Consider the following 23,884-nt stretch of genomic DNA (forward strand, 5'->3'; position numbering starts at 1 on the left):
GCAATTGTGACGGTTAAAATAACTGCGCGAAAAGCCCGGGGAAATGCCCCGAAAGCGTCCAAACCGTGCCAACTGACGTTCGGCAGCCGCCAGCCGTGCCGTTTCGGGTGCCGTTGGCGACGGTTTACGCTAGAATGCACGGCCTCAAAGCACACCCCTTCCCGAGGCTGTCCCGAAGATGTTGATCCTGCGCGGCGCTCCTGCCCTTTCTGCCTTTCGCCACAGCAAACTCCTTGAACAACTGAGCCAGAAGGTTCCAGCGGTTACAGGCCTGTATGCTGAATTTGCTCACTTCGCCGAAGCCACCGGCGTCTTGACCGCCGACGAACAGCAAGTGCTGGCACGCCTTCTGAAGTACGGCCCAAGCGTTCCCGTTCAAGAGCCGACCGGCCGCTTGTTCCTGGTTCTGCCACGGTTCGGCACCATCTCGCCCTGGTCGAGCAAGGCCAGCGATATCGCCCGCAACTGCGGCCTGGAGAAAATCCAGCGCCTGGAACGCGGTATCGCCTTCTATGTCGCTGGCCAGTTCAGCGATGCCGAAGCCGAGCTGATCGCCAGCAGCCTGCACGACCGCATGACCCAGATCATCGTCAGCCAACTGGAACAGGCTGCCGGCCTGTTCAGCCACGCCGAGCCCAAGCCGCTGACCGCGATTGACGTGCTCGGTGGCGGTCGCGCCGCCCTCGAGAAGGCCAACACCGAGTTGGGCCTGGCCCTGGCCGACGACGAGATCGACTACCTGGTCAACGCCTTCAACGGCTTGCAGCGCAACCCGCACGACATCGAACTGATGATGTTCGCCCAGGCCAACTCCGAGCACTGCCGTCACAAGATCTTCAACGCCAGTTGGGACATCGACGGCGAAAGCCAGGAAAAAAGCCTGTTCGGCATGATCAAGAACACCTACGTGATGCACAGCGAAGGCGTTCTGTCGGCTTATAAGGACAACGCTTCGGTCATCGTCGGCTCCGTCGCCGGGCGTTTCTTCCCGGACCCAGAGACCCGCCAGTACGGCGCGGTGCAGGAGCCGGTGCACATCCTGATGAAGGTCGAGACCCACAACCACCCGACCGCGATTGCCCCGTTCCCGGGCGCAGCCACCGGTTCCGGCGGCGAGATCCGCGACGAAGGCGCTACCGGCCGTGGCGCCAAGCCAAAGGCGGGCCTGACCGGTTTCACCGTATCCAACCTGCAAATCCCGGGCTTTGAACAGCCGTGGGAAGTGCCGTACGGCAAGCCTGAGCGCATCGTGACTGCGCTGGACATCATGATCGAAGGCCCGCTGGGCGGCGCCGCGTTCAACAACGAGTTCGGTCGTCCGGCCCTCACCGGCTACTTCCGTACCTTCGAACAGTCCATCACCACCCCGCGTGGCGATGAAGTGCGCGGCTACCACAAGCCGATCATGTTGGCTGGCGGCATGGGCAACATCCGTGAAGAACACGTCAAGAAAGGCGAGATCCTGGTCGGCTCCAAGCTGATCGTGCTCGGTGGCCCGGCGATGTTGATCGGCCTGGGCGGCGGCGCCGCTTCCTCCATGGCTACCGGCACCAGCTCGGCAGACCTGGACTTCGCTTCCGTACAGCGCGAAAACCCAGAGATGGAGCGTCGCTGCCAGGAAGTCATCGACCGTTGCTGGCAGTTGGGTGACAAGAACCCGATCAGCTTCATCCACGACGTCGGTGCTGGTGGTTTGTCCAATGCCTTCCCGGAACTGGTCAACGATGGCGACCGCGGTGGCCGTTTCGAACTGCGCAACATTCCAAACGACGAGCCGGGCATGGCCCCGCACGAAATCTGGAGCAACGAATCCCAGGAACGTTATGTGCTGGCAGTCGGCGCTGAAGACTTCGCACGCTTCCAGGCCATCTGCGAACGCGAGCGCTGCCCGTTCGCCGTGGTCGGCGAAGCCACTGCCGAGCCACAACTGACCGTCACCGACAGCCACTTCGGCAACAGCCCGGTGGACATGCCGCTGGAAGTGCTGCTGGGCAAAGCCCCGCGCATGCACCGTTCGGCCGTGCGTGAAGCCGAGCTGGGCGATGACTTCGACCCAAGCACGCTGGAACTGGCCGACAGCATCGAACGTGTGCTGCACCACCCGGCCGTGGCGAGCAAAAGCTTCCTGATCACCATCGGCGACCGCACCATCACCGGTCTGGTTGCCCGTGACCAAATGGTCGGCCCGTGGCAGGTTCCGGTGGCCGACGTTGCCGTCACCGCCACCAGTTTCGACGTCTACACCGGTGAAGCCATGGCCATGGGCGAGCGTACCCCGCTGGCCTTGCTGGACGCCCCGGCGTCGGGCCGCATGGCCATTGGTGAAACCCTCACCAACATCGCTGCGTCGCGTATCGGTAAATTGTCTGACATCAAACTGTCGGCCAACTGGATGTCCGCTGCCGGTCACCCAGGTGAAGATGCCCGCCTGTACGACACCGTCAAAGCAGTCGGCATGGAACTGTGCCCGGAGCTGGGTATCACCATTCCGGTGGGCAAGGACTCCATGTCCATGGCCACCCGTTGGAACGAAGACGGCACCGACAAGAGCGTGACCTCGCCGCTGTCGCTGATCGTTACCGGTTTCGCACCGGTCACCGACATCCGCCAGACCCTGACCCCGCAACTGCGCATGGACAAGGGCACCACCGATCTGATCCTGATCGACCTGGGCCGTGGCCAGAACCGCATGGGCGCGTCGATCCTCGCGCAAACCCATGGCAAGCTCGGCAGCCAGGCCCCGGACGTCGATGACGCTGAAGACCTGAAAGCCTTCTTCGCCGTGATCCAGGGCCTCAACGCCGACGGCCACCTGCTGGCTTACCACGACCGTTCCGACGGTGGTTTGCTGACCAGCGTTGTCGAGATGGCCTTCGCCGGTCACTGCGGCCTGAACATCGTGCTCGACAGCGTTGCCGAGGATGCTTCCGAAATCAACGGCATCCTGTTCAACGAAGAGTTGGGCGCGGTGATCCAGGTTCGCCAGGACGCTACCCCAGACGTACTTGCACAGTTCAGCGCTGCTGGCCTGGATGACTGCGTGGCGGTGATTGGTCAGCCGATCAACAACGGTGAAATCAACATCTCCTTCAACGGCGATACTGTTTTTGCCGGTCAGCGCCGTCTGCTGCAACGCCAGTGGGCCGAGACGAGCTACCAGATCCAGCGTCTGCGCGACAACGTTGAGTGCGCCGAGCAGGAATTCGACGTGATCCTGGAAGAAGACAACCCGGGCCTGAGCACCAAGCTCAGCTTCGACGTCAACCAGGACATCGCCGCGCCTTACATCAAGAAAGGCATCCGCCCACAAGTGGCGGTACTGCGTGAGCAGGGCGTCAACGGCCAGGTGGAAATGGCTGCCGCGTTCGACCGCGCCGGCTTCAATGCGATCGACGTGCACATGAGCGACATCCTCGCCGGTCGCGTTGACCTCAACGAATACAAAGGCCTGGTGGCCTGCGGCGGTTTCTCCTACGGCGACGTGCTGGGTGCCGGTGAAGGCTGGGCCAAGTCGGCCCTGTTCAACAGCCGTGCCCGCGACGCGTTCCAAGGCTTCTTCGAGCGCAACGACAGCTTCACCCTGGGTGTGTGCAACGGTTGCCAGATGATGTCCAACCTCAGCGAACTGATCCCGGGCAGCGAGTTCTGGCCGCACTTTGTGCGCAACCGTTCCGAGCAGTTCGAAGCCCGTGTCGCCATGGTGCAGGTGCAAGAGTCCAACTCGATCTTCCTGCAAGGCATGGCCGGTTCGCGCATGCCAATCGCCATCGCCCACGGTGAAGGCCACGCCGAGTTCGCAAGCGAAGAAGCGTTGCTGGAAGCCGACTTGTCCGGTTGCGTGGCCATGCGTTTCGTTGACAACCACGGCAAGGTCACCGAGACCTACCCGGCCAACCCGAACGGCTCGCCGCGCGGGATCACCGGCCTCACCAGCCGCGACGGTCGCGTCACCATCATGATGCCGCACCCGGAGCGTGTGTTCCGCGCCGTGCAGAACTCGTGGCGCCCGGAAGAGTGGAACGAAGACGGCGCGTGGATGCGCATGTTCCGTAACGCTCGTGTGTGGGTGAACTAAGACGGTGTACAAGCTCGCCTTCTTTGTGCCCGACAGCCATGTGGAAACGGTGAAAACCGCCGTCTTCGCAGCCGGCGGCGGGCGCATCGGCAGCTACAACAACTGCGCCTGGCAAGTGCTGGGCCAGGGCCAGTTCCGCGCGATGGACGGCAGCCAGCCGTTTATCGGGCAAGTGGGCCAGGTTGAAGTGGTTGAAGAATGGAAGGTGGAGTTGGTGGTGGCGGATGAATTGATCGTGGCTGTCGTGGCTGCTTTGAAACTCAGCCATCCGTACGAGACACCGGCTTATGAAGTGTGGCAGTTGGCGGATTTCTGATTCGTCTGCTGCAAAAACAAGAAACCCGCTGGGCCAGTTTGGCCGGCGGGTTTTTTGTTGGCTGTGAGGGCCTCATCGCAGGCAAGCCAGCTCCCACATTTTGAATGTATTCACAGATCAAAAATGTGTGAGCGGGCTTCCCCGCGATGGCGTCAGTCCTGGCACCTCAAATATCAGCATGGTCGTGTTCCCGCGTGGAGCGTGGGAACGATCAATATCATTCACGCTGTGGCGAGGGAGCTTGCTCCCGCTGGGCTGCGCAGCGGCCCCAAAAATCTTGGAAGCGTTTCGCACTCCAGCGGGAGCAAGCTCCCTCGCCGCACAAGTCAGGCATTGATCGGGCGTGCTACCAACCGTTCCAACGCCTCACCCAACCCCGACGCCTTGTCACCAATCAGCAAGTGCCAAACACCGCTATCCAGCTGGCTCACACCTTGGCAACCCAGTGCAGTCAGATCCGCTTCGGACAATACCGAATCATCCCCCAGTTCCACCCGCAACCGCGTCATCGCCACGGCTTCTAGCTGCCGCACATTTGCCCGGCCACCTAAAGCGCTCAGCCACTTCTCGGCCTCCTGCACATTCACCGCCACCGGCTTATCCACAGGCGCAGCGATCACCGGCGCACTGGCAACAAATGAAGGCATGGCCAAGCGAATCTCATCGGCAATGCTATCGGCCATCGGCCCGACCACGACCTGCAAACTGCCGCCATTCCCCGGTCGAACCACGGCCATGGCGCCCAGCGCTTTCAACTCCGCATCCACCGCCTTGTTGCGATCCACCATGTCCAGGCGCAGGCGCGTCGTGCACGCGCCCACACTCAACAGGTTCGAAGCACCACCCAATGCGCGGATGTACGCGCTGGCCCGCTGGTTATCGGTCATCACCTCGGCCTGCACCACCTGGATATCCTCACGCCCCGGCGTCTTCAGATTGAACCGGCGAATGCAGTAGCTGAACACGCTGTAATAAATCAGCGCATACGCCAACCCCACCGGGAATACGAGCCAGCCATTGGTGGACTTGCCCCAACCCAGCACCATGTCGATAAACCCACCGGAGAAGGTAAAGCCCAGGTGGATATCCAGCAGGTTGGTCACCGCCATCGACAAGCCTGTGAGCAGCGCATGGATCAGGTACAGGAACGGCGCAAGAAACATGAACGCAAATTCAATCGGCTCGGTCACCCCGGTCAAGAATGAGGTCAGCGCCATCGACAGGAAAATCCCACCCATCACCTTGCGCCGTTCCGGCAGGGCATTGCGGTACATCGCCAGGCACGCAGCCGGCAGGCCGAACAGCATCACCGGGAACATGCCGGTCATGAACTGGCCACCTTTCGGGTCACCGGCGAAGTAGCGGGTGAGGTCGCCGGTCACCACCGCACCGGTCAGCGGATCGGTAAAGCTGCCAAACACAAACCACGCCATATTGTTGAGGATATGGTGCAGCCCGGTGACGATCAGCAGGCGGTTGAACACGCCAAACACGAACGCCCCGAGGCTGCCGCTTTCCATCAACAGCACGCCGAAGCTATTGATGCCGTGCTGGATCGGCGGCCAGATCAAGCCAAAGATCACCCCCAGCCCGACCGCGCTGAACCCCGTGACAATCGGCACAAACCGTCGCCCACCAAAAAACGCCAGGTACTCCGGCAGCTTGATGTCCTTGAAGCGGTTGTACAGCCAACCCGCCATCAGGCCGCTGGCGATACCGGCGAGCATGCCCATGTTGATGCTCGTATCCATCACCTTGAGCGTGGAGATCATCACCAGGTAACCAATCGCCCCGGCCAAACCTGCGGTGCCGTTGTTGTCGCGGGCGAAACCCACGGCGATGCCGATGGCGAAGATCAGCGCCAGGTTGGCGAAGATCGCCTGCCCGGCGTCGTGCATCACCGCGATGTTCAGCAGATCGGTGTCGCCCAGGCGCAGCAGCAGGCCGGCGATGGGCAGGATCGCAATCGGCAGCATCAGCGCGCGGCCGAGGCGTTGCAGGCCTTCGATAAAGTGTTGGTACATGGCGTGTCTCCTTTTTTCTTGTTGTTGTCAGCTCAGCGGCCAGTGGTGTTGACAGGCTTGGCGCACGGCCTTGGCGCTGCTCAGGTCGAGCAGGCCCTGGCTCAGTTGCCGGCATTGCGCCGCGTCCAGGTGCCGGACGCGGTCCTTGATTTCACCGATCTGCGGCGGGCTCACCGACAGCTCGCTGACGCCCAGGCCGATCAGTACCGGCGTGGCCAGCGGGTCGGAGGCGAGGGCGCCGCACACGCCGACCCAACGCCCCTGCTTGGCCGCGCCCGCGCAGGTTTGGGCGATCAATCGCAGCAGCGCCGGATGCAGCGCATCGACGCGGGCGGCGAGGCCGGCGTGGTCGCGGTCCATGGCCAGGGTGTACTGGGACAGGTCGTTGGTGCCGATCGAGAGGAAGTCCGCGTGTTTGGCCAACTGCTCGGCCATCAGCGCGGCGGCGGGCACTTCGATCATCACCCCGAGTTCCGGGCGTTGGGTCAGTTCCAGCTCCACGCAGAGTTCGTCCAGGCGCTGGCGGATCTGTAGCAGCTCATCCACTTCGCTGACCATCGGCAACAGGATGCGGCAACGCTCCAGCGGCGAGACTTGCAGCAGCGCGCGCAGTTGTTGATCGAGCAGCTCGGGCCGCACCTGGGCCATGCGAATCCCGCGCAAACCCAGCACCGGGTTGGCTTCGACCGGCAGCGGCAGGTAGTCGAGCTGTTTGTCGCCGCCGACGTCGATGGTGCGGATGATCACCGTCTTGTCGCCCATCGCATCCAGTACCGCTTGATAGGCCTGGCGTTGCTCCTGTTCATCCGGCGCGGTGCGGCGGTCGACGAAGAGAAATTCGGTGCGCAAAAGCCCGACACCATCGGCGCCGTTTTCGTACGCTACTTGGGCTTCGGCGCTGGAGGCGACGTTGGCAGCGATTTCGATGCTTACACCGTCAGTCGTCTGTGCTGGCAATTGCGCCTGGGCCTGTTGCTGCTGGCGGCGCAGTGTCTGCGCATCGCGAATCTGATGCACTTCGGCGTGGCGCGCTGCGCTGGGGGCCAGTTCCAGACGGCCGTTGGCGGCGTCCAGTACCACGCGTTGGCCTTGGGGCACGTCGAGCACTTCGCTGCCCAACGCTACGACACACGGCAGGCCTTTGCCGCGCGCCAGAATGGCGACATGGGAGGTTGCGCCACCTTCGGCCATGCAGATGCCGGCAGCGTGCTGCGCGCTCAACTGCAACAAGTCCGATGGGGTGAGTTCATGGGCGCTGACAATCGCCCCGGCCGGCAATTCGAAGTGCCAGGCTTCGCCCAGCAAGGCGCGCAGCACCCGTTGTTGCAGGTCGCGCAGGTCATTGGCGCGCTCGGCAAACAGCGGTTTGCCCAGGCCGAGCAAGACGTCGCACTGGGCCTGGAGCGCATCGCGCCAGGCGTGGGTAGCGGCGCTGCCGAGTTCGATGGCGCGGGTGGCTGCGTCCAACAGTGTCGGGTCTTCAAGCAGCGCGAGGTGGGCGGCGAAGATGTCTTCTTCTTCGACGTGCTTGCGCTGGCGGGCATGGGCGAGGGTGCTGCGGATTTCGCTGCGCACCTGTTCCAGCGCGACGTCCAACTGTTGCAGTTGTTCGTCGGCGGAATGCTGGCCGGTGTCTGGCGGTAGGTCGATGCCGGTCAGGCGTATCAGCGGGCCGCACACCAGGCCGGGTGCTGCACAGACGCCCTGCAACACGCCGGCTTCGCTATTCGCGCGGCGTGGAGCAACGCTAACGGGCGCGGGATGTTCATCCTCGGGTGCAACGGACAGCGCAGCGACCAAGGCGTGCAACGCCGCCTCGCAATCCTTGCCACGGCAGGTGACACGCACCTCGTCGCCTTCGCCAATGCCCAAGCCCAGCAAGCCGATCAGGCTGTCGCACGCGGCCGACTTGCCGGCGAAGTGCAACTGCGCCTGGCTGCTGAAACCCTGGGCGGTCTTGCGAATCAACGCTGCCGGGCGCGCATGCACGCCGCCTCGATGAGTGATGCGTACGCGGGCGCTGGCTTCGGCCGTGGAGTTATCCACAGACGCCTGAATCGAAGCCGCTGAGCGCGCGACGATCTGCAGCAACGGCTCACCGACCTTGACGGTTTTTCCCGCCACCGACCGTAGCTCAAAGTGCTCGCCGTTCGTGAGAATGATCAGGCTGACCAGGCTTTTGCACTGCCGCGCAATCCGGTCCAGATCGAACTGCACCAGCGCCTGCCCCTCACGCACCCGCGCGCCGTCCTTGACTAACAACGCAAACCCTTCGCCGTTCAACTCCACCGTATCGATGCCCACATGCATCAGCACTTCGGCACCGTTGTCGGCGCGAATCGTCAGCGCGTGCCCGGTGCGGGCGACGTGGATGATCACGCCGTCACACGGGGCATGCAGGCAATCGTTCAGCGGGTCGATGGCAATGCCGTCGCCCATGGCGCCGCTGGCGAAGACTTCGTCGGGGACGTTGCCCAGGGCCTGCACTGGCCCGCTTAACGGGGCGCTGAGGGTCAATTCATTATTGTTGTAGGACATCGGCACGGTACTCATCAGGAAAACACGGCAACCGACTCAGTGAGTGCGGGTGACTTTGCTCAGGTGGCGCGGTTGGTCCGGGTTCATGCCCCGGGCGACCGCCAGACCGGCCGCCATCACGTAAAAGCTCTGGATCGCCAGGATCGGGTCCAGGCTCGGGTGTTCGGCGCGGCTCAGGGTCAGGTCGCGCTCGGCGATATCGTCCGGTGCGGCCAGCAACACCCGGGCGCCGCGTTGGCGCATATCGGCGGCCAGGCTCAACAGGCCGGCCTGCTCGGCGCCGCGAGGGGCGAAGACCAGCAGCGGGTAGTCGGCGCCGATCAAGGCCATCGGCCCGTGGCGCACTTCGGCGCTGCTGAAGGCTTCGGCCTGGATCGCCGAGGTTTCCTTGAGCTTGAGCGCGGCTTCCTGGGCGATGGCAAACCCGGCGCCACGGCCGATCACCATCAGTTGCTGGCAGCCGCGCAGGGCGTCGATGGCGGCGCTCCAGTCTTGCGTGGCGGCTTCGCGCAGGCCGTCGGGCAGCGCCTGGCAGGCTTGCAGCAAGTCAGCTTCGGCGTTCCAGTGGCCGACCAGCAACGCGCTGGCGCTGAGGGTGGCGATAAAGCTTTTGGTCGCCGCGACGCTCTGTTCCGGGCCGGCGCACAGCGGCACGTGGAATTCGCAGGCGGCTTCCAGCGGCGAGTCTTCGGCGTTGACCAGCGAGATACTCAGCGCGCCGCGTTTGCGCAGCAGGCGCAGGCTGTTGACCAGATCCGGGCTTTGGCCGGACTGGGAGAAGCCGAACGCGACCTGGCCGCTGACTTTCATCGGCGCCTGCAACAAGGTCACCACCGACATCGGCAACGACGCCACCGGGATGCCCACGTGCTGCATCGCCAAATAGGCAAAGTAGCTGGCGGCGTGGTCCGAACTGCCGCGCGCGATGGTCATCGCCACTTGCGGCGGTTGGCGGCGCAGGCGGCCGGCGATTTCTGCCAGCGTCGGTTCCAGGCGTTGCAGCTGTGCCGCGACGGCGTCGCAGGAGGCCAGGGCCTCTTCAAGCATTTTTGAAGTCAATGGTTTCTCCTTCGACCATTACGTCGGTGAGTTGCAGGGAGCGGTCCAGGCGCACGCAGTCGGCAAAGCTGCCGGGTTGCAGGCGGCCGCGTTCTTCCAGGCCCAGGTAGTCCGCCGGAAATTGCGACAGGCGTTGTGAGGCTTCGCTGATCGGCAGGCCGATTTTCACCAGGTTGCGCAGCGCCTGATCCATGGTCAGGGTGCTGCCGGCCAGGGTGCCGTCGGCCAGGCGTACGCCGCCCAGGCATTTGGTCACGGTGTGGCTGCCCAGCTTGTATTCACCGTCGGGCATGCCGGCGGCGGCAGTGGAATCGGTGACGCAGTACAAACACGGGATCGCGCGCAAGGCGACGCGCATGGCGCCGGGGTGCACGTGGAGCAAGTCGGGGATCAACTCGGCATACTTGGCGTGGGCCAGCGCGGCGCCGACGATACCCGGCTCGCGGTGATGCAGCGGGCTCATGGCGTTGTACAAGTGGGTGAAGCTGGTGGCGCCGGCGGCGAGGGCGGCGACGCCTTCTTCATAGCTGCCCAGGGTGTGACCGATCTGCATGCGCACGCCGCGTTGGCTGAGGGTGCGGATCAACGCGTCGTGGCCGGCGATTTCCGGCGCGATGGTGATCACGCGGATCGGCGCCAGGCGCAGGTAGGCTTCCACTTCATCCATCAGCGCGGTGTGGGCGAAGTTGGGTTGGGCGCCGAGTTTTCCCGGATTGATGTAGGGCCCTTCCAGGTGTACGCCAAGAACCCGGGCGCAGCCTGTAGGGCGTTGTTCGCAAAAAGTGCCGAGTTGGTCGAGCACGCTGGAGATCTCGTCCACCGGCGCGGTCATGGTCGTGGCCAACAGCGACGTGGTGCCAAAGCGCACATGGGTGCGGGTAATGGTCTCGAAGGCAGCAAAGCCTTCCATGATGTCCTTGCCGCCGCCGCCGTGTACGTGCAGGTCGATAAAACCTGGCAGCAGGTAGGGCAAATCGTTGTCGGCCGGGTCGCAAGGCGTGCCGTCGATGGCGATCACCTTGCCGTGTTCGTGCACCAGGCGGCCGCGCATCCAGCCGTGGGGCGTGAGGATATTGTCTTCGGACATGGCAGTTCTCTAAGGCCGCAACTCGGCGGCAAAGTCATAGCGGCGCAGCTCTGCGACAAAGTCGTAGTAGTCGTTGCGGCAATAGGTGTCGGTGATTTCGATTGGCGTGTTGTCGGCGGTGTAGCCCACGCGGGTCATCAGCAGCATGGCGGTGCCGGGGGCGATGCCCACCAGCTTGGCGAATTCGTCCGAGGCATTGATTGCCTGGATATGTTGCAGGGCGCGCACGATGGGTTTGCCAATGCCTTCCAGGTATTCGTACAGCGAGCTGCCGACCACCTGCGGGTTGGGCAAGACGGCGGCGGGCATGGCGGTCATCTCAATGGCCATCACCGTGTCGTCGGCCTTACGCAGACGCTTGAGGCGCGCCACTTTGTCGGTGGGCGACAGGCACAGGCGGATCAGTTCTTCGTGGGTCGGCGGGGTGATGTCGCGCTCCAGCCATTGGGAGCTGGGCACAAAGCCCTTGAGGCGCAGCATCTCGCTAAAGCCTGATAGACGTGACAGCGGCTGTTCCAGACGCGGCGTGATAAAGGTGCCGGAGCCTTGGCTGCGGCGGATCAGGCCTTGGGCAAACAACACTTCCAGGGCTTTGCGGGCGGTGACCCGCGAAATGCTCAACTGCTCGCAGAGCGCGCGTTCCGAGGGTAGCGCCTGTTCGGATGTCCACTGGCCGGCATGGATCGCCGCTTCCAGTTTGCGCGCCAGTTGCAGGTACAGCGGCGTGGATTGGGTGTCGTCGGGGCGCAGGGCCAGGATAGGGTTCATCGCTAAGGTTTCCGATGCGGTTATTGGAGTGTTGTCGCCCGGTATTGGCCGGAAATTAATACCACTTAAATACCATGTCAATGCAGCCAAAACGGTGCGGTCCACGGTTTTAGAGCCCTGCAATGGGGCCTTGTATCAAGTGGTATTAGAGAGGTCTTTATCGCGCGCAGAACAGTGCAGCCCGGCGCGGTGAACTGGTATTCACCGGCAGGCGTGTTCGGGAGGAGGGATTTTTTTTGAATTATTTTACGAACGGTCGCCGCTTACGGACGGATTTCGATCAGCGTGCCGTCTTTGACCAGGTTCCACACTTCACGCATATCCACGTTGCGCATGCCGATGCAGCCGTCGGTCCAGTCCAGGGTGTGGAACCACTGCTCCGGGTATTCCTCGGTGTCGGGGGTGCCGTGGATCATGATCATGCTCCCGGGCTTCACGCCTTCACGGCGGGCGCGGGCGGCGTCGCTGATATTGGGATAGGAAATGTGCATGGCCAGGTTGAAGCGGTCGCTGGTCTTGCGCCAGTCGAGCCAGTACAGGCCCTCTGGAGTGCGGCGGTCGCCTTCGATCAGCTTGTGGCCCTTGGGATTTTTGCCGAGGGAAATGCGGTAGGTCTTGAGGGGCTTGCCGTCGTTGATCAGTTGCAATTGGTGGGCGGACTTGAGGACCAGGACTTTTTCGACGGTTTTGCCGCCGAGGGTTTCCACCGTGGAGGCTGATGACAAGGTAGCAAACGACAGGCAGATAAGGGCGAGCAACAGACGCATTAAAACGATTTCCTGCCTGGAGTGTTATTTGGGCGATGGCATCATCGGCGGCACCGCTTCGCTGCGCACCGGGAATTGTTGTTGCCGGCGGTCAGCGAAAAAGCATTCTAAGGTACGTCCGACCGTGCGGAAAGCCAGCTCGGACCAAGGGATGTCGGCTTCATCGAATAGCTGCACTTCAAGGCTTTCGGGGCCTGCGGCGAAGTCCAGGTCCACCAGCTCGGCGCGGTAGAAGATGTGCACCTGGTTGATGTGCGGCACGTCGATCAGGGTGTAGATGCTCAGGTTGCGCACGCGGGCGCAGGCTTCTTCCAGGGTTTCGCGGGCGGCGGCCTGTTCGACGGTCTCGCCGTTTTCCATGAAGCCGGCGGGCAGGGTCCAGTAACCCAGGCGCGGTTCGATGGCGCGACGGCACAGCAGCACTTTGTCGCCCCACACGGGCACGGTGCCAGCGACGATATTGGGGTTCTGGTAGTGAATGGTCGAGCAGTGATCACACACAAAACGCAGGCGGCCGTCGCCTTCGGGGATGCGTTGGGTAACCGGTTTACCGCACTGGCTGCAGAAATTCATGCTGGGGTTCCTGGAAAGTGCGTCTATCTTGGCTTGGCGGGCAGGGCCCTGCAAGTTGTCGTTTAGCGACAGCCCCCGGGTTTTGGGGTTGGGCGCCCGCACGCTTTGGTGCATGATGCAAGGTAGCCAACAGACCGAGATGACTCATGCTGGACGAGCTACTTCGCCGGGTAAGCAATCACACTCCCCACACCCTGGAGACTGACGGGCGTTTCCCCGAGGCCGCGGTGCTGGTGCCGATTACCCGCAGTGACGAACCTGAGCTGATCCTGACCCTGCGCGCCAGCGGCCTGTCGACCCACGGCGGCGAAGTGGCCTTCCCTGGCGGGCGCCGCGATCCTGAAGACCCGGACCTGATCTTCACCGCGCTACGCGAGGCCGAAGAAGAAATCGGCCTGCCACCTGGCCTGGTGGAAGTGATCGGTCCGTTGAGCCCGTTGATTTCCCTGCATGGCATTCGGGTGACACCCTATGTAGGCGTTATCCCCGATTACGTCGAGTACCTGGCCAACGATGCCGAGATTGCCGCCGTGTTCAGCGTGCCCTTGGAGTTTTTCCGACAGGACCCGCGGGAACATACCCACAGGATCGATTACCAGGGCCGCAGTTGGTACGTGCCCAGCTATCGGTTTGGTGAATACAAGATCTGGGGCCTGACGGCGATCATGATTGTCGAGCTGATCAACCTGCTCTATGACGACGCCAAGATCAGCCTGCACCAGCCACCGAAAAGCTTCATCAATATCTAAGCCATCGTTTGAATGGCGAGCCGTGAGGAAAAACCATGAAATACCGCCTGGGCGACGCCCGCGTCGAGACGCACCCCAACAGCTGGGTGGCCCCCAATGCCACGCTGGTGGGCAAGGTCAAGCTGGAGGAGGGCGCCAACGTGTGGTTCAACGCGGTGTTGCGTGGCGACAACGAACTGATTCTGATCGGCAAGAACAGCAACGTGCAGGACGGCAGCGTGATGCACACCGACATGGGCTACCCGCTGACCCTGGGCACCGGCGTGACCATCGGGCACAACGCCATGCTGCACGGCTGCACGGTGGACGACTACAGCCTGATCGGTATCAACGCCGTCATCCTCAACGGCGCCAAGATCGGCAAGCACTGCATCATCGGCGCCAACTCGCTGATCGGTGAGGGCAAGGAGATTCCTGACGGTTCGCTGGTGATGGGTTCGCCGGGCAAGGTGGTGCGTGAGTTGACCGAGGCGCAGAAGAAGATGCTCGAAGCCAGCGCCGCGCACTATGTGCATAACTCGCAGCGTTACGCGCGTGACTTGGTTGAGCAGGAAGAATGAACCCGATTGAACGCCCCGTTGCGTCGCCATGCGTAAGCATTTGTGCGCTGGATGATGACGATATCTGTACCGGCTGCCAGCGTACGGTGGATGAGATCACGCGCTGGGGGCGCATGGACAATGCCGAGCGCCGGGTGGTGTTGGGGTTGTGTCATGAGCGGGCGGTGGCGGGGGGGATGGTGTTTATGGTCTCTGGGAAATCGGGGGCCTGATAGATCGCTATCGCAGGCAAGCCAGCTCCCACATTTTGACCGCATTCCTTCAGGATAAACGCGGTCAAATGTGGGAGCTGGCTTGCCTGCGATGAGGCCCTCCCCGACGACATATTTCCAATTGTGAAGTACCCTGTGCGGCATAACCCACAGGTCCACTTTCCCATGCTCTTCCTGATTGCCTACATCAGCAGCGTCGTGCTGATCAACTTCGCTTTCTCCACCGCCCCGCACCTGGACGTCATCTGGTCCGCCTGGGGTGGCCTGGTCTTTATCCTGCGCGACATGGTGCAAACCCGCTTCGGCCACGGCGCAATCGTTGCCATGCTGGCGGCGTTGGTGCTGTCGTATGTGACGTCCGACCCGGCCATCGCCCTCGCCAGCGCCACGGCGTTCGCCGTGTCCGAGTGCATCGACTGGCTGGTGTTCAGCATCACCAAACGCCCGCTCCACGACCGCCTGTGGATCAGTTCGGCGCTGAGCATTCCCCTCGATACCTTTATTTTTTTCGGCCTGATCGGCGCACTCACCCCGGCCGTGGCCGGCACTGCGTTGGCGTCGAAATTCGCCGGGGTTACGGTGGTGTGGCTGATCACGGCCTGGCGCGTGCGCAAGCGCCCCGTCGTCAACTGAGGCCAATTTTTACAGTTCATGTAAAATGCCGGCCTTTCTCCCCATGATCCGCTCCCCTGAGGACCTGAGATGACCCGAATCGGAACTCCATTGTCGCCAACCGCGACCCGCGTTTTGCTGTGTGGCTGCGGTGAACTGGGCAAGGAAGTGGTAATCGAACTGCAACGCCTGGGCGTTGAAGTGATTGCCGTGGATCGCTACGCCAACGCCCCTGCCATGCAGGTTGCGCACCGTAGCCACGTGATCAACATGCTCGACGGCGCCGCCCTGCGTGCGGTGATCGAAGCCGAGAAACCGCACTTCATCGTGCCGGAAATCGAAGCCATCGCCACCGCCACCCTGGTGGAGCTGGAAGCCGAAGGCTTCACCGTGATCCCGACGGCGCGTGCCACCTCGCTGACCATGAACCGTGAAGGCATCCGTCGCCTGGCCGCCGAAGAACTGGATCTGCCAACTTCGCCGTACCACTTCGCCGATACCTTCGAAGACTACAGCAAGGCCGTGCAGGACCTGGGCTTCCCCTGCGTGGTCAAGCCAGTGATGAGTTCGTCGGGCAAGGGCCAGAGCCTGCTGCGCAGCGCCGATGACGTGCAGACAGCCTGGGATTACGCCCAGGAAGGCGGGCGTGCCGGTAAAGGCCGGGTGATCATCGAAGGCTTTATCGACTTCGACTACGAAATCACCTTGCTGACCGTGCGCCACATTGGCGGCACCACGTTCTGTGCACCGGTTGGCCATCGTCAGGAGAAGGGCGATTACCAGGAATCCTGGCAGCCGCAGGCCATGAGCCCGATTGCCCTGGCCGAATCCGAGCGCGTTGCCAAAGCGGTGACCGAGGCCCTGGGTGGTCGCGGTCTGTTTGGCGTGGAGCTGTTCATCAAGGGCGATCAGGTGTGGTTCAGCGAAGTGTCGCCGCGCCCGCATGACACTGGTTTGGTGACGTTGATTTCCCAGGATCTGTCGCAGTTCGCGCTGCACGCTCGCGCGATTCTCGGCCTGCCGATTCCGTTGATTCGCCAGTTCGGGCCTTCGGCGTCGGCGGTGATTCTGGTGGAAGGGCAGTCGACCCAGACCGCATTCGCCAACCTTGGCGCGGCCTTGAGCGAGCCGGACACGGCGTTGCGTTTGTTTGGCAAGCCAGAAGTGAATGGCCAGCGGCGGATGGGTGTGGCGTTGGCGCGGGATGAGTCGATTGAAGCGGCTCGGGCCAAGGCTACTCGTGCTTCCAAGGCTGTTGTTGTAGAGCTGTAAACCGAGGCGCGTCCATCGCAGGCAAGCCAGCTCCCACAGTTTGAATTGTGAATACCTTCAAGTGTGGGAGCTGGCTTGCCTGCGATAGCGATCTATCAGGCGACCTTGTTCAAATCGTTATCCCGCGTCTCTTTCAGGCACAGCACCGCAATCAAGCTAAGTAACGCTGCTGCCGACACATACCCGCCGACATAACTCAGCCCGCCCATCGCCACCAGTTTGGTCGCGAAGAACGGCGCCGCTGACGCACCCACGATCCCACCCAGGTTATACGCCGCCGACGCGCCGGTATATCGCACGCGGGTCGGGAACAGTTCCGGCAGCATCGCGCCCATCGGCGCAAACGTCACGCCCATCAGGAACAGCTCCAGCGCCAGGAACAACGCCACGGCCCAGGTTGAGCCGTGGGTCAGCAGGGGCTCCATGGTAAAGCCCGACAGGATCGCCAGGATCGCGCCGACGATCAGCACCGGCCTGCGCCCGTAGCGATCACTGGCCAAGGCTGCCAGCGGTGTGGCCAGGCCCATGAACAGAACGGCAAAGCACAGCAAGCCGAGGAAGGTCTCGCGGCTGTAACCCAGGGTCGACACGCCGTAGCTCAGGGAAAACGCGGTGGTGATGTAGAACAGCGCATAACACACCACCATCGACGCCGCGCCCAGCAGCACCGGCAGCCAGTGCTGGCTGAACAGCTCCACCAGCGGCACTTTGACCGGTGCTTCCTTGGCCACGGCATTGGCGAATACGGGGGTTTCATGCAGTTTCAGGCGGGCGTACAGGCCCACCATCACCAAGGCCGCGCTGAGGATGAACGGGATACGCCAGCCCCAACTGCGGAACTGCTCGTCGCTCAGGCTCATGGCCAGGATCAGGAACAGGCCGTTCGCCGCGAGGAAGCCAATCGACGGGCCCAATTGCGGGAACATGCCGAACCAGGCGCGTTTGCCCTTCGGTGCGTTCTCGGTGGCCAGCAAGGCGGCACCGCCCCATTCGCCGCCAAGGCCCAGGCCCTGGCCGAAGCGCAGCACGCACAACAGGATCGGCGCCCAGGCCCCAATGCTGTCGTAACCCGGCAGCAAACCGATCAGCGTGGTGCACACGCCCATCAGCAGCAGCGAGGCGACCAAGGTGGATTTGCGGCCAATGCGGTCGCCAAAGTGGCCGAACAACGCCGAACCCAGCGGGCGGGCGATAAAGGCGATGCCGAAGGTCAGGAACGACGCCAGCATCTGCGCAGTGCCGGAGGTCTGCGGGAAGAAGACCGGGCCGATCACCAGCGCGGCGGCGGTGGCGTAGATATAGAAGTCGTAGAACTCGATGGCGGTGCCGACGATGCTGGCCGTGGCGACCCGTGCGGTCGAGTTGGTCGGGGCGGCGTCTGTCGCGGCCTCGTTATAGGTGGTGCTCATGGCGGTATCCCTGGCGGTCATTGCGCGTTTGGACGCGGATTATTATTGGTCGAACACCCATGGATCAGGGTTGTGCGCGGGGCGGCTCGGGATGGGAGCGAACACCGGTCAGACACGGTAAAGCAGTGCCTGGACGCTTGAAGTGCGGGTAGCACGCGGACGGGCGGGGCTTTGGTAAGCCGCAGGGATTATAGGAAGGGGTTTTGAAATACAACAAGAGGCTGGCGGGTTGAAACTGGATCTCTGTGGGAGCTGGCTTGTGTGGGCGCTGGCTTGCCTGCGATAGCATCGCCTCGGTGCAACTGATGAACCGAGTCGCCTGCATCGCAGGCAAGCCAGCTCCCACACAAGCCAACTCCCACAGGTTGACCGAGTGGGGTCAGGCGGCGACGGGCACACGACTGGTGTGCCAGATCAGCACTTTGCTCACCCGGTTGTCTTCGGTCTCGAGGATTTCCAGGCGGTAACGCCCGATCTTCAGGCACACCGCGCAATCGGGAATCGTCTCCAACGCCTCGGTGACCAAGCCATTGAGAGTCTTGGGGCCGTCGCTGGGCAGGTGCCAGTTCAGGCTCTTGTTCAGCTCGCGGATCGACGCCGCGCCATCGACAATGTAGCGGCCATCGGGCTGCGCTTCGATATGCGGGTTGTCCGCACCCTGTTCGCTTTCGAATTCGCCGACGATTTCTTCAAGGATGTCTTCGAGGGTGACAATGCCCAGCACTTCGCCGTATTCGTCCACCACCATGCCCAGGCGGCGCTGTTGCTTGTGGAAGTTCAGCAGTTGCAGTTGCAGCGGCGTGCTTTCCGGGACGAAGTAGGGTTCGTGGCAAGCCGCGAGCAGCGCTTCCTTGGTCAGGCTGGCGTCGGGCAGCAGGTGCTGGATCTGCCGGGTGTTGAGGACGGCTTCGACCTGGTTGATGTCGCTGTGGAACACCGGCAGGCGGGTGCGCTGGGAGGTGCGCAGTTGCTCGATGATCTCGTCGATCGGGTCATCCAGGTTGATGCCGTCAACTTCGCTGCGCGGCACCAGGATGTCGTTGACGGTGATGTTGTCCAGGGCGTGGATGCCCGGCATGCCGGGCGTGCGGCCTTCGTCGGCCTGGGGCTCGGGTTCGTCATCATGGTCCGGCAACGGCTCGTCGCTCTTTTTCACCACGCCGGACTTGCGGGCGAACGGGCGCAGCAACAACAGGCTGATGCCATTGAGCAGCCAGGCCAGGGGATAAAGGATTTTCAGGGGGACGCCCAGCAGCGTGTTGCCAAAGCCCAGCACCGCCTGCGGATAGCGTGTGGCGAGGGCGCGGGGCAGGTAGTCGGCGAGGATCAGCAGGATCGCGCAGGAAATCATCCAGCCCAGCCAAGGGCCGTTTTGCGCCCAGGCGTAGATTGCCAGCAGCGTGCAGAGAATCACCACCGCCGCACGGCACAAGCTGTTGCACAGAATCAGGCTGTTGCGCGGGAAGTTCAGGCGGGCCGCGGCCTTGTCACCCTGGCGTGTACCGGGGCGCAGAGCCAGCAGGTGTTGTTGTGCGGCTTCGATGGCGGTAAACAGCGCCGCCCATAACACCAGCAAGGCGATTACCGCGAGCATCGGCCCCAGGGGCAAGTTGTCCATGATCGCTGCCCGTCAGATATGCAGGATGTATTCGCGAACCAGCTTGCTGCCGAAATAGGCCAGCATCAGCAGGCAGAAACCGGCCAGGGTCCAGCGGATCGCCTTGTGCCCGCGCCAGCCGAGGCGGTTGCGACCCCACAGCAGCACGCTGAACACCACCCAGGCCAGGCACGCCAGCAGGGTCTTGTGCACCAGGTGCTGGGCAAACAGGTTTTCGACGAACAGCCAGCCGGAGATCAGTGACAGCGACAACAGCGTCCAGCCGGCCCAGAGGAAACCGAACAGCAGGCTTTCCATGGTTTGCAGCGGCGGGAAGTTCTTGATCAGCCCGGACGGGTGCTTGTGCTTGAGTTGGTGGTCCTGCAACAGCAGGAGCAGGGACTGGAACACCGCGATGGTGAACATGCCGTAGGCCAGGATCGACAACAGGATGTGCGCGAGGATGCCCGGCTCCTCATCGATCACCTGGACGGTGCCGGTGGGGGCGAATTGCGACAGCAGCACCGTCAGCACGCCCAGGGGGAATAGCAGGACGAGCAAGTTCTCCACCGGGATGCGCGAGCAGGCGATCAACGTCAAGGCGATCACGGCCGCCGCGATCAGGCTGGCCGCGCTGAAAAAGTCCAGGCCCAGGCCGACCGGCGTCATTAGGTGGGTAAACAGGCTGGCAGCGTGGGCCAGCAGGGCAGCGACGCCAAGGCCGACCAGCAGGCGCTTGTCCGCCTTGGTGCCTTGGGCCAGGCGAGTGCCCTGATAGAGAGTCGCAGCGGCGTATAAAAGGGCGGCGGCGAGGCTGGGTAGCAAACTGGGTGACAAAGGGAGCATAAATCCTGTTAGGCAAGCCCGAAAGACGCTGAGTTTGGCATACCCCCGCGTAACACGAAAGACTCTCAGGCCAGACAGCGGGTGTGCATGGCGGCAGTCTTCGCTATAATCCGCGACCTGCCCACGCCGCAGGCTCGCCGAGCGCTGTTTTTAATAGCGATTTACCACAGCCTGGGCCGTCATTACCTCGGTCTACCACTGCATTTCGATGAGTAGGGCCTGAAAGGAACGCGCATGTTTGAAAACTTGACTGACCGTCTCTCGCAGACGCTGCGCCACGTAACCGGCAAGGCCAAGCTGACCGAGGACAATATCAAAGACACCCTGCGCGAAGTGCGCATGGCGTTGCTGGAAGCCGACGTGGCCTTGCCAGTGGTGAAGGACTTCGTCAACTCGGTCAAAGAGCGCGCAGTGGGCACCGAAGTGTCCCGCAGCCTGACGCCGGGCCAGGCCTTCGTGAAGATCGTCCAGGCCGAACTCGAAAGCCTGATGGGCGCGGCCAACGAAGACCTGAACCTCAGCGCCGTGCCACCGGCCGTCGTACTGATGGCCGGTCTGCAAGGTGCGGGCAAGACCACCACCGCCGGCAAGCTGGCGCGCTTCCTTAAAGAGCGCAAGAAGAAGTCCGTGATGGTGGTGTCGGCTGACGTCTACCGTCCGGCGGCTATTAAACAGCTGGAAATGCTCGCGGGCGAAGTGGGCGTGACCTTCTTCCCGTCCGACCTGAGCCAGAAGCCGGTCGATATCGCTAACGCTGCTATTAAAGAAGCGAAGCTGAAGTTCATCGACGTGGTCATCGTCGATACCGCCGGTCGCCTGCACATCGATGAAGAGATGATGGGCGAGATCAAGGCGCTGCATGCCGCGATCAACCCGGTCGAGACGCTGTTCGTGGTCGATGCCATGACCGGCCAGGATGCGGCCAACACCGCCAAGGCCTTTGGTGATGCACTGCCGCTGACCGGCGTGATCCTCACCAAGGTCGACGGCGACGCCCGTGGCGGTGCCGCGCTGTCGGTACGTGCCATCACTGGCAAGCCGATCAAGTTCATCGGTATGGGCGAGAAGAGCGAAGCGCTCGAACCGTTCCACCCGGAGCGTATCGCTTCGCGCATCCTGGGCATGGGCGACGTGCTCAGCCTGATCGAGCAGGCCGAAGCCACGCTCGACAAGGACAAGGCCGACAAACTGGCCAAGAAGCTGAAGAAGGGCAAGGGCTTCGACCTCGAAGACTTCCGCGACCAGCTGCAACAGATGAAGAACATGGGCGGCCTCGGCGGCCTGATGGACAAGCTGCCGAACATCGGCGGTGTGAACCTGGCGCAAATGGGCAATGCCCAGGGTGCGGCAGAGAAGCAGTTCAAGCAGATGGAAGCCATTATCAACTCCATGACCCCGGCCGAGCGCCGCGATCCTGAGCTGATCAGCGGTTCGCGCAAGCGCCGGATCGCCATGGGCTCCGGCACCCAGGTGCAGGACATCGGTCGCTTGATCAAGCAGCACAAGCAGATGCAGAAGATGATGAAGAAATTCTCCGCAAAAGGCGGAATGGCCAAGATGATGCGCGGCATGGGCGGTATGTTGCCCGGCGGCGGCATGCCGAAAATGTAAAGAATTCGAGCAAAAGCCTGCTTTTGCTCCGACCCACAGGGACGTGGGATCTCCAGCAAACCCGCGGTTAGCGGGAGCTGACTTGCCGTTTTAACCGACGGCTCTATAGCAGATCTGAATGGCACGCCGATAGGCGCCAGAAAAAGACATTTGCAAAAGTCCGGATATTCCTTAGAATATGCGGCCTTTCGGGCACCTATGCCCGCTGTGCATTTAGATTTGCAGCACCGACTACAGGAACGATGTTCACATGCTAACAATCCGTCTTGCCCTTGGCGGCTCCAAAAAGCGCCCGTTTTACCACTTGACCGTAACTGACAGCCGCAACCCACGTGACGGCTCTCACAAGGAACAAGTTGGCTTCTTCAACCCGATCGCTCGTGGTCAAGAAGTTCGTCTGTCCGTGAACCAAGAGCGCGTAGCCTACTGGCTGAGCGTTGGCGCACAGCCATCCGAGCGCGTTGCCAAGCTGTTGAAAGACTCGGCTAAGGCCGCAGCCTGAGCAATATGAACGCGACGCCAGCTGTTGCTGATGATTTGATCGTTATCGGCAAGATTTACTCTGTTCATGGCGTTCGCGGCGAAGTGAAGGTGTATTCCTTTACTGATCCGACTGAAAACCTGTTGCAGTACAAAACCTGGACGCTCAAGCGCGAAGGGAGTGTGAAACAGGTCGAGCTGGTCAGTGGACGCGGGAGCGACAAGTTCCTGGTCGCAAAGCTCAAGGGTCTTGATGATCGTGAAGAAGCTCGTCTTCTGGCCGGTTATGAGATCTGCGTGCCGCGCAACCTGTTCCCTGAATTGACCGACGGCGAGTACTACTGGTACCAGCTGGAAGGTCTGAAGGTTATTGATCAACTCGGGCAATTGCTCGGGAAAATCGACCATCTTCTGGAAACCGGCGCCAATGATGTAATGGTGGTCAAGCCTTGCGCTGGCAGCCTGGATGATCGCGAACGCCTGTTGCCCTATACGGAGCAATGCGTGTTGGCCGTCGACCTGGCCGCGGGCGAGATGAAGGTGGAATGGGATGCGGACTTCTAAGCGTGGCTAATCTGCGCATTGAAGTGATCAGTTTGTTTCCCGAGATGTTCTCCGCCATCAGCGAGTACGGCATCACCAGTCGGGCGGTGAAACAGGGGCTGTTGCAGCTCACCTGTTGGAATCCGCGAGACTACACGACGGATCGACATCACACTGTGGACGATCGCCCATTTGGCGGTGGCCCGGGCATGGTGATGAAGATCAAGCCCCTGGAAGACGCGTTGGCCCAGGCCAAGGCCGCAGCCGGGGAGAAGGCGAAGGTAATTTACCTGTCCCCTCAAGGCCGTCAGCTGAAACAGGCTGCGGTACGCGACATGGCGAATGAGGAAGCATTGATCCTGATTGCCGGTCGCTATGAAGGCATTGACGAGCGTTTTATTGATGCTCATGTCGATGAAGAGTGGTCGATTGGGGACTATGTCCTGTCTGGCGGCGAGCTGCCGGCGATGGTCCTGATAGATGCGGTTACACGACTGCTGCCTGGAGCTTTAGGGCATGCGGACTCCGCGGAGGAAGATTCCTTCACGGATGGTTTGCTGGATTGCCCGCACTACACCCGACCGGAGGTGTATGCGGATCAGCGTGTTCCCGACGTATTGCTAAGTGGCAATCACGCACACATCCGGCGTTGGCGTTTACAGCAGTCCCTTGGTCGGACCTATGAACGACGCGCCGATCTTCTGGAAAGCCGCTCGCTTTCTGGAGAAGAGAAGAAGCTGCTCGAGGAATACATCCTCGCGCGGGACGATAGTTAACAACGTATCG

At 62.2% G+C, this 23,884-nt stretch carries 21 protein-coding genes; 11 read left to right on the forward strand and 10 right to left on the reverse strand.

What is annotated here, in order from left to right; all coding sequences use genetic code 11:
• Positions 1-178 precede the first annotated feature (178 nt).
• Positions 179-4,075: a phosphoribosylformylglycinamidine synthase gene (gene purL / locus ACU688_RS00375; RefSeq protein ID WP_448183273.1), complete on the forward strand. Its 3,897-nt coding sequence runs from the start codon at positions 179-181 to the stop codon at positions 4,073-4,075.
• A gap of 4 nt (positions 4,076-4,079) precedes the next feature.
• A complete protein-coding gene (locus ACU688_RS00380; protein ID WP_448183274.1) occupies positions 4,080-4,391 on the forward strand; it encodes a YqfO family protein in 312 nt (103 codons plus the stop codon).
• A 326-nt stretch (positions 4,392-4,717) separates the two neighbouring features.
• Here the strand turns inward: ACU688_RS00380 and nagE are convergent, their stop codons facing one another.
• The 7 genes from nagE to ACU688_RS00415 all read right to left on the reverse strand — a co-directional run bounded on the left by nagE (position 4,718) and on the right by ACU688_RS00415 (position 13,207).
• Positions 4,718-6,415 (reverse strand): N-acetylglucosamine-specific PTS transporter subunit IIBC, encoded by a 1,698-nt coding sequence (nagE, locus tag ACU688_RS00385; protein ID WP_448183275.1) that lies wholly within the window; start codon positions 6,413-6,415, stop codon positions 4,718-4,720.
• Positions 6,416-6,442: 27 nt separating this feature from the next.
• Positions 6,443-8,953, reverse strand: coding sequence for a phosphoenolpyruvate--protein phosphotransferase (gene ptsP, locus ACU688_RS00390; protein WP_448183276.1), 2,511 nt, complete (start codon positions 8,951-8,953; stop codon positions 6,443-6,445).
• Between the two features lie 36 nt (positions 8,954-8,989).
• Positions 8,990-10,000 (reverse strand): SIS domain-containing protein, encoded by a 1,011-nt coding sequence (locus ACU688_RS00395; protein ID WP_448184009.1) that lies wholly within the window; start codon positions 9,998-10,000, stop codon positions 8,990-8,992.
• Positions 9,993-11,099: an N-acetylglucosamine-6-phosphate deacetylase gene (nagA, locus tag ACU688_RS00400; RefSeq protein WP_448183277.1), complete on the reverse strand. Its 1,107-nt coding sequence runs from the start codon at positions 11,097-11,099 to the stop codon at positions 9,993-9,995. The genes ACU688_RS00395 and nagA overlap by 8 nt, the downstream gene beginning before the upstream one ends.
• 9 nt (positions 11,100-11,108) lie before the next feature.
• Complete coding sequence (locus tag ACU688_RS00405; RefSeq protein WP_448183278.1) at positions 11,109-11,867, reverse strand: GntR family transcriptional regulator; 759 nt, start codon at positions 11,865-11,867, stop codon at positions 11,109-11,111.
• 263 nt (positions 11,868-12,130) lie between these two features.
• Positions 12,131-12,634, reverse strand: a complete 504-nt coding sequence (locus ACU688_RS00410; RefSeq protein ID WP_017736787.1) for a L,D-transpeptidase family protein — start codon at positions 12,632-12,634, stop codon at positions 12,131-12,133.
• Positions 12,635-12,658: 24 nt separating this feature from the next.
• A complete protein-coding gene (locus tag ACU688_RS00415; RefSeq protein WP_124525033.1) occupies positions 12,659-13,207 on the reverse strand; it encodes an NUDIX hydrolase in 549 nt (182 codons plus the stop codon).
• A 146-nt stretch (positions 13,208-13,353) separates the two neighbouring features.
• Between ACU688_RS00415 and ACU688_RS00420 the strand changes: the two genes are divergently transcribed.
• The 5 genes from ACU688_RS00420 to purT all read left to right on the forward strand — a co-directional run bounded on the left by ACU688_RS00420 (position 13,354) and on the right by purT (position 16,612).
• Positions 13,354-13,956 (forward strand): CoA pyrophosphatase, encoded by a 603-nt coding sequence (locus ACU688_RS00420; protein WP_017736785.1) that lies wholly within the window; start codon positions 13,354-13,356, stop codon positions 13,954-13,956.
• A 35-nt stretch (positions 13,957-13,991) separates the two neighbouring features.
• Complete coding sequence (locus ACU688_RS00425; RefSeq protein WP_448183279.1) at positions 13,992-14,516, forward strand: gamma carbonic anhydrase family protein; 525 nt, start codon at positions 13,992-13,994, stop codon at positions 14,514-14,516.
• Positions 14,513-14,728, forward strand: a complete 216-nt coding sequence (locus tag ACU688_RS00430; protein ID WP_448183280.1) for a DUF1289 domain-containing protein — start codon at positions 14,513-14,515, stop codon at positions 14,726-14,728. Before ACU688_RS00425 ends, ACU688_RS00430 begins: the two co-directional genes overlap by 4 nt.
• A gap of 165 nt (positions 14,729-14,893) precedes the next feature.
• Positions 14,894-15,361 (forward strand): preQ0 transporter, encoded by a 468-nt coding sequence (locus ACU688_RS00435; RefSeq protein WP_448183281.1) that lies wholly within the window; start codon positions 14,894-14,896, stop codon positions 15,359-15,361.
• Between the two features lie 69 nt (positions 15,362-15,430).
• Entirely contained in the window at positions 15,431-16,612 is a 1,182-nt protein-coding gene (gene purT, locus ACU688_RS00440; RefSeq protein WP_124525028.1) for a formate-dependent phosphoribosylglycinamide formyltransferase, read from the forward strand.
• 95 nt (positions 16,613-16,707) lie between these two features.
• Here the strand turns inward: purT and ACU688_RS00445 are convergent, their stop codons facing one another.
• From ACU688_RS00445 to ACU688_RS00455, 3 genes are all read right to left on the reverse strand, one after another.
• Positions 16,708-18,021 carry an MFS transporter gene (locus ACU688_RS00445; RefSeq protein ID WP_207040576.1) on the reverse strand — a complete coding sequence of 438 codons (1,314 nt, stop codon included), beginning with the start codon at positions 18,019-18,021 and terminating at the stop codon, positions 16,708-16,710.
• A 379-nt stretch (positions 18,022-18,400) separates the two neighbouring features.
• Positions 18,401-19,639: a transporter associated domain-containing protein gene (locus tag ACU688_RS00450; protein ID WP_448183282.1), complete on the reverse strand. Its 1,239-nt coding sequence runs from the start codon at positions 19,637-19,639 to the stop codon at positions 18,401-18,403.
• A 12-nt stretch (positions 19,640-19,651) separates the two neighbouring features.
• A complete protein-coding gene (locus ACU688_RS00455) occupies positions 19,652-20,464 on the reverse strand; it encodes a cytochrome C assembly family protein (RefSeq protein WP_124525025.1) in 813 nt (270 codons plus the stop codon).
• 234 nt (positions 20,465-20,698) lie between these two features.
• On the opposite strand from ACU688_RS00455, the gene ffh reads away from it, so the two are divergent.
• The 4 genes from ffh (at position 20,699) to trmD (ending at position 23,874) form a co-directional block, all read left to right on the forward strand.
• A complete protein-coding gene (ffh, locus tag ACU688_RS00460) occupies positions 20,699-22,075 on the forward strand; it encodes a signal recognition particle protein (protein WP_003193965.1) in 1,377 nt (458 codons plus the stop codon).
• 250 nt (positions 22,076-22,325) lie between these two features.
• On the forward strand, positions 22,326-22,577 hold the full coding sequence (gene rpsP, locus ACU688_RS00465; RefSeq protein ID WP_003238923.1) for a 30S ribosomal protein S16: 252 nt from the start codon (positions 22,326-22,328) through the stop codon (positions 22,575-22,577).
• A 5-nt stretch (positions 22,578-22,582) separates the two neighbouring features.
• Positions 22,583-23,119, forward strand: coding sequence for a ribosome maturation factor RimM (gene rimM / locus ACU688_RS00470; protein ID WP_003175898.1), 537 nt, complete (start codon positions 22,583-22,585; stop codon positions 23,117-23,119).
• Positions 23,101-23,874: a tRNA (guanosine(37)-N1)-methyltransferase TrmD gene (trmD, locus tag ACU688_RS00475; protein ID WP_177413985.1), complete on the forward strand. Its 774-nt coding sequence runs from the start codon at positions 23,101-23,103 to the stop codon at positions 23,872-23,874. The genes rimM and trmD overlap by 19 nt, the downstream gene beginning before the upstream one ends.
• Positions 23,875-23,884 lie beyond the last annotated feature (10 nt).

The organism is Pseudomonas acericola (SeqCode) (assembly GCF_053456465.1).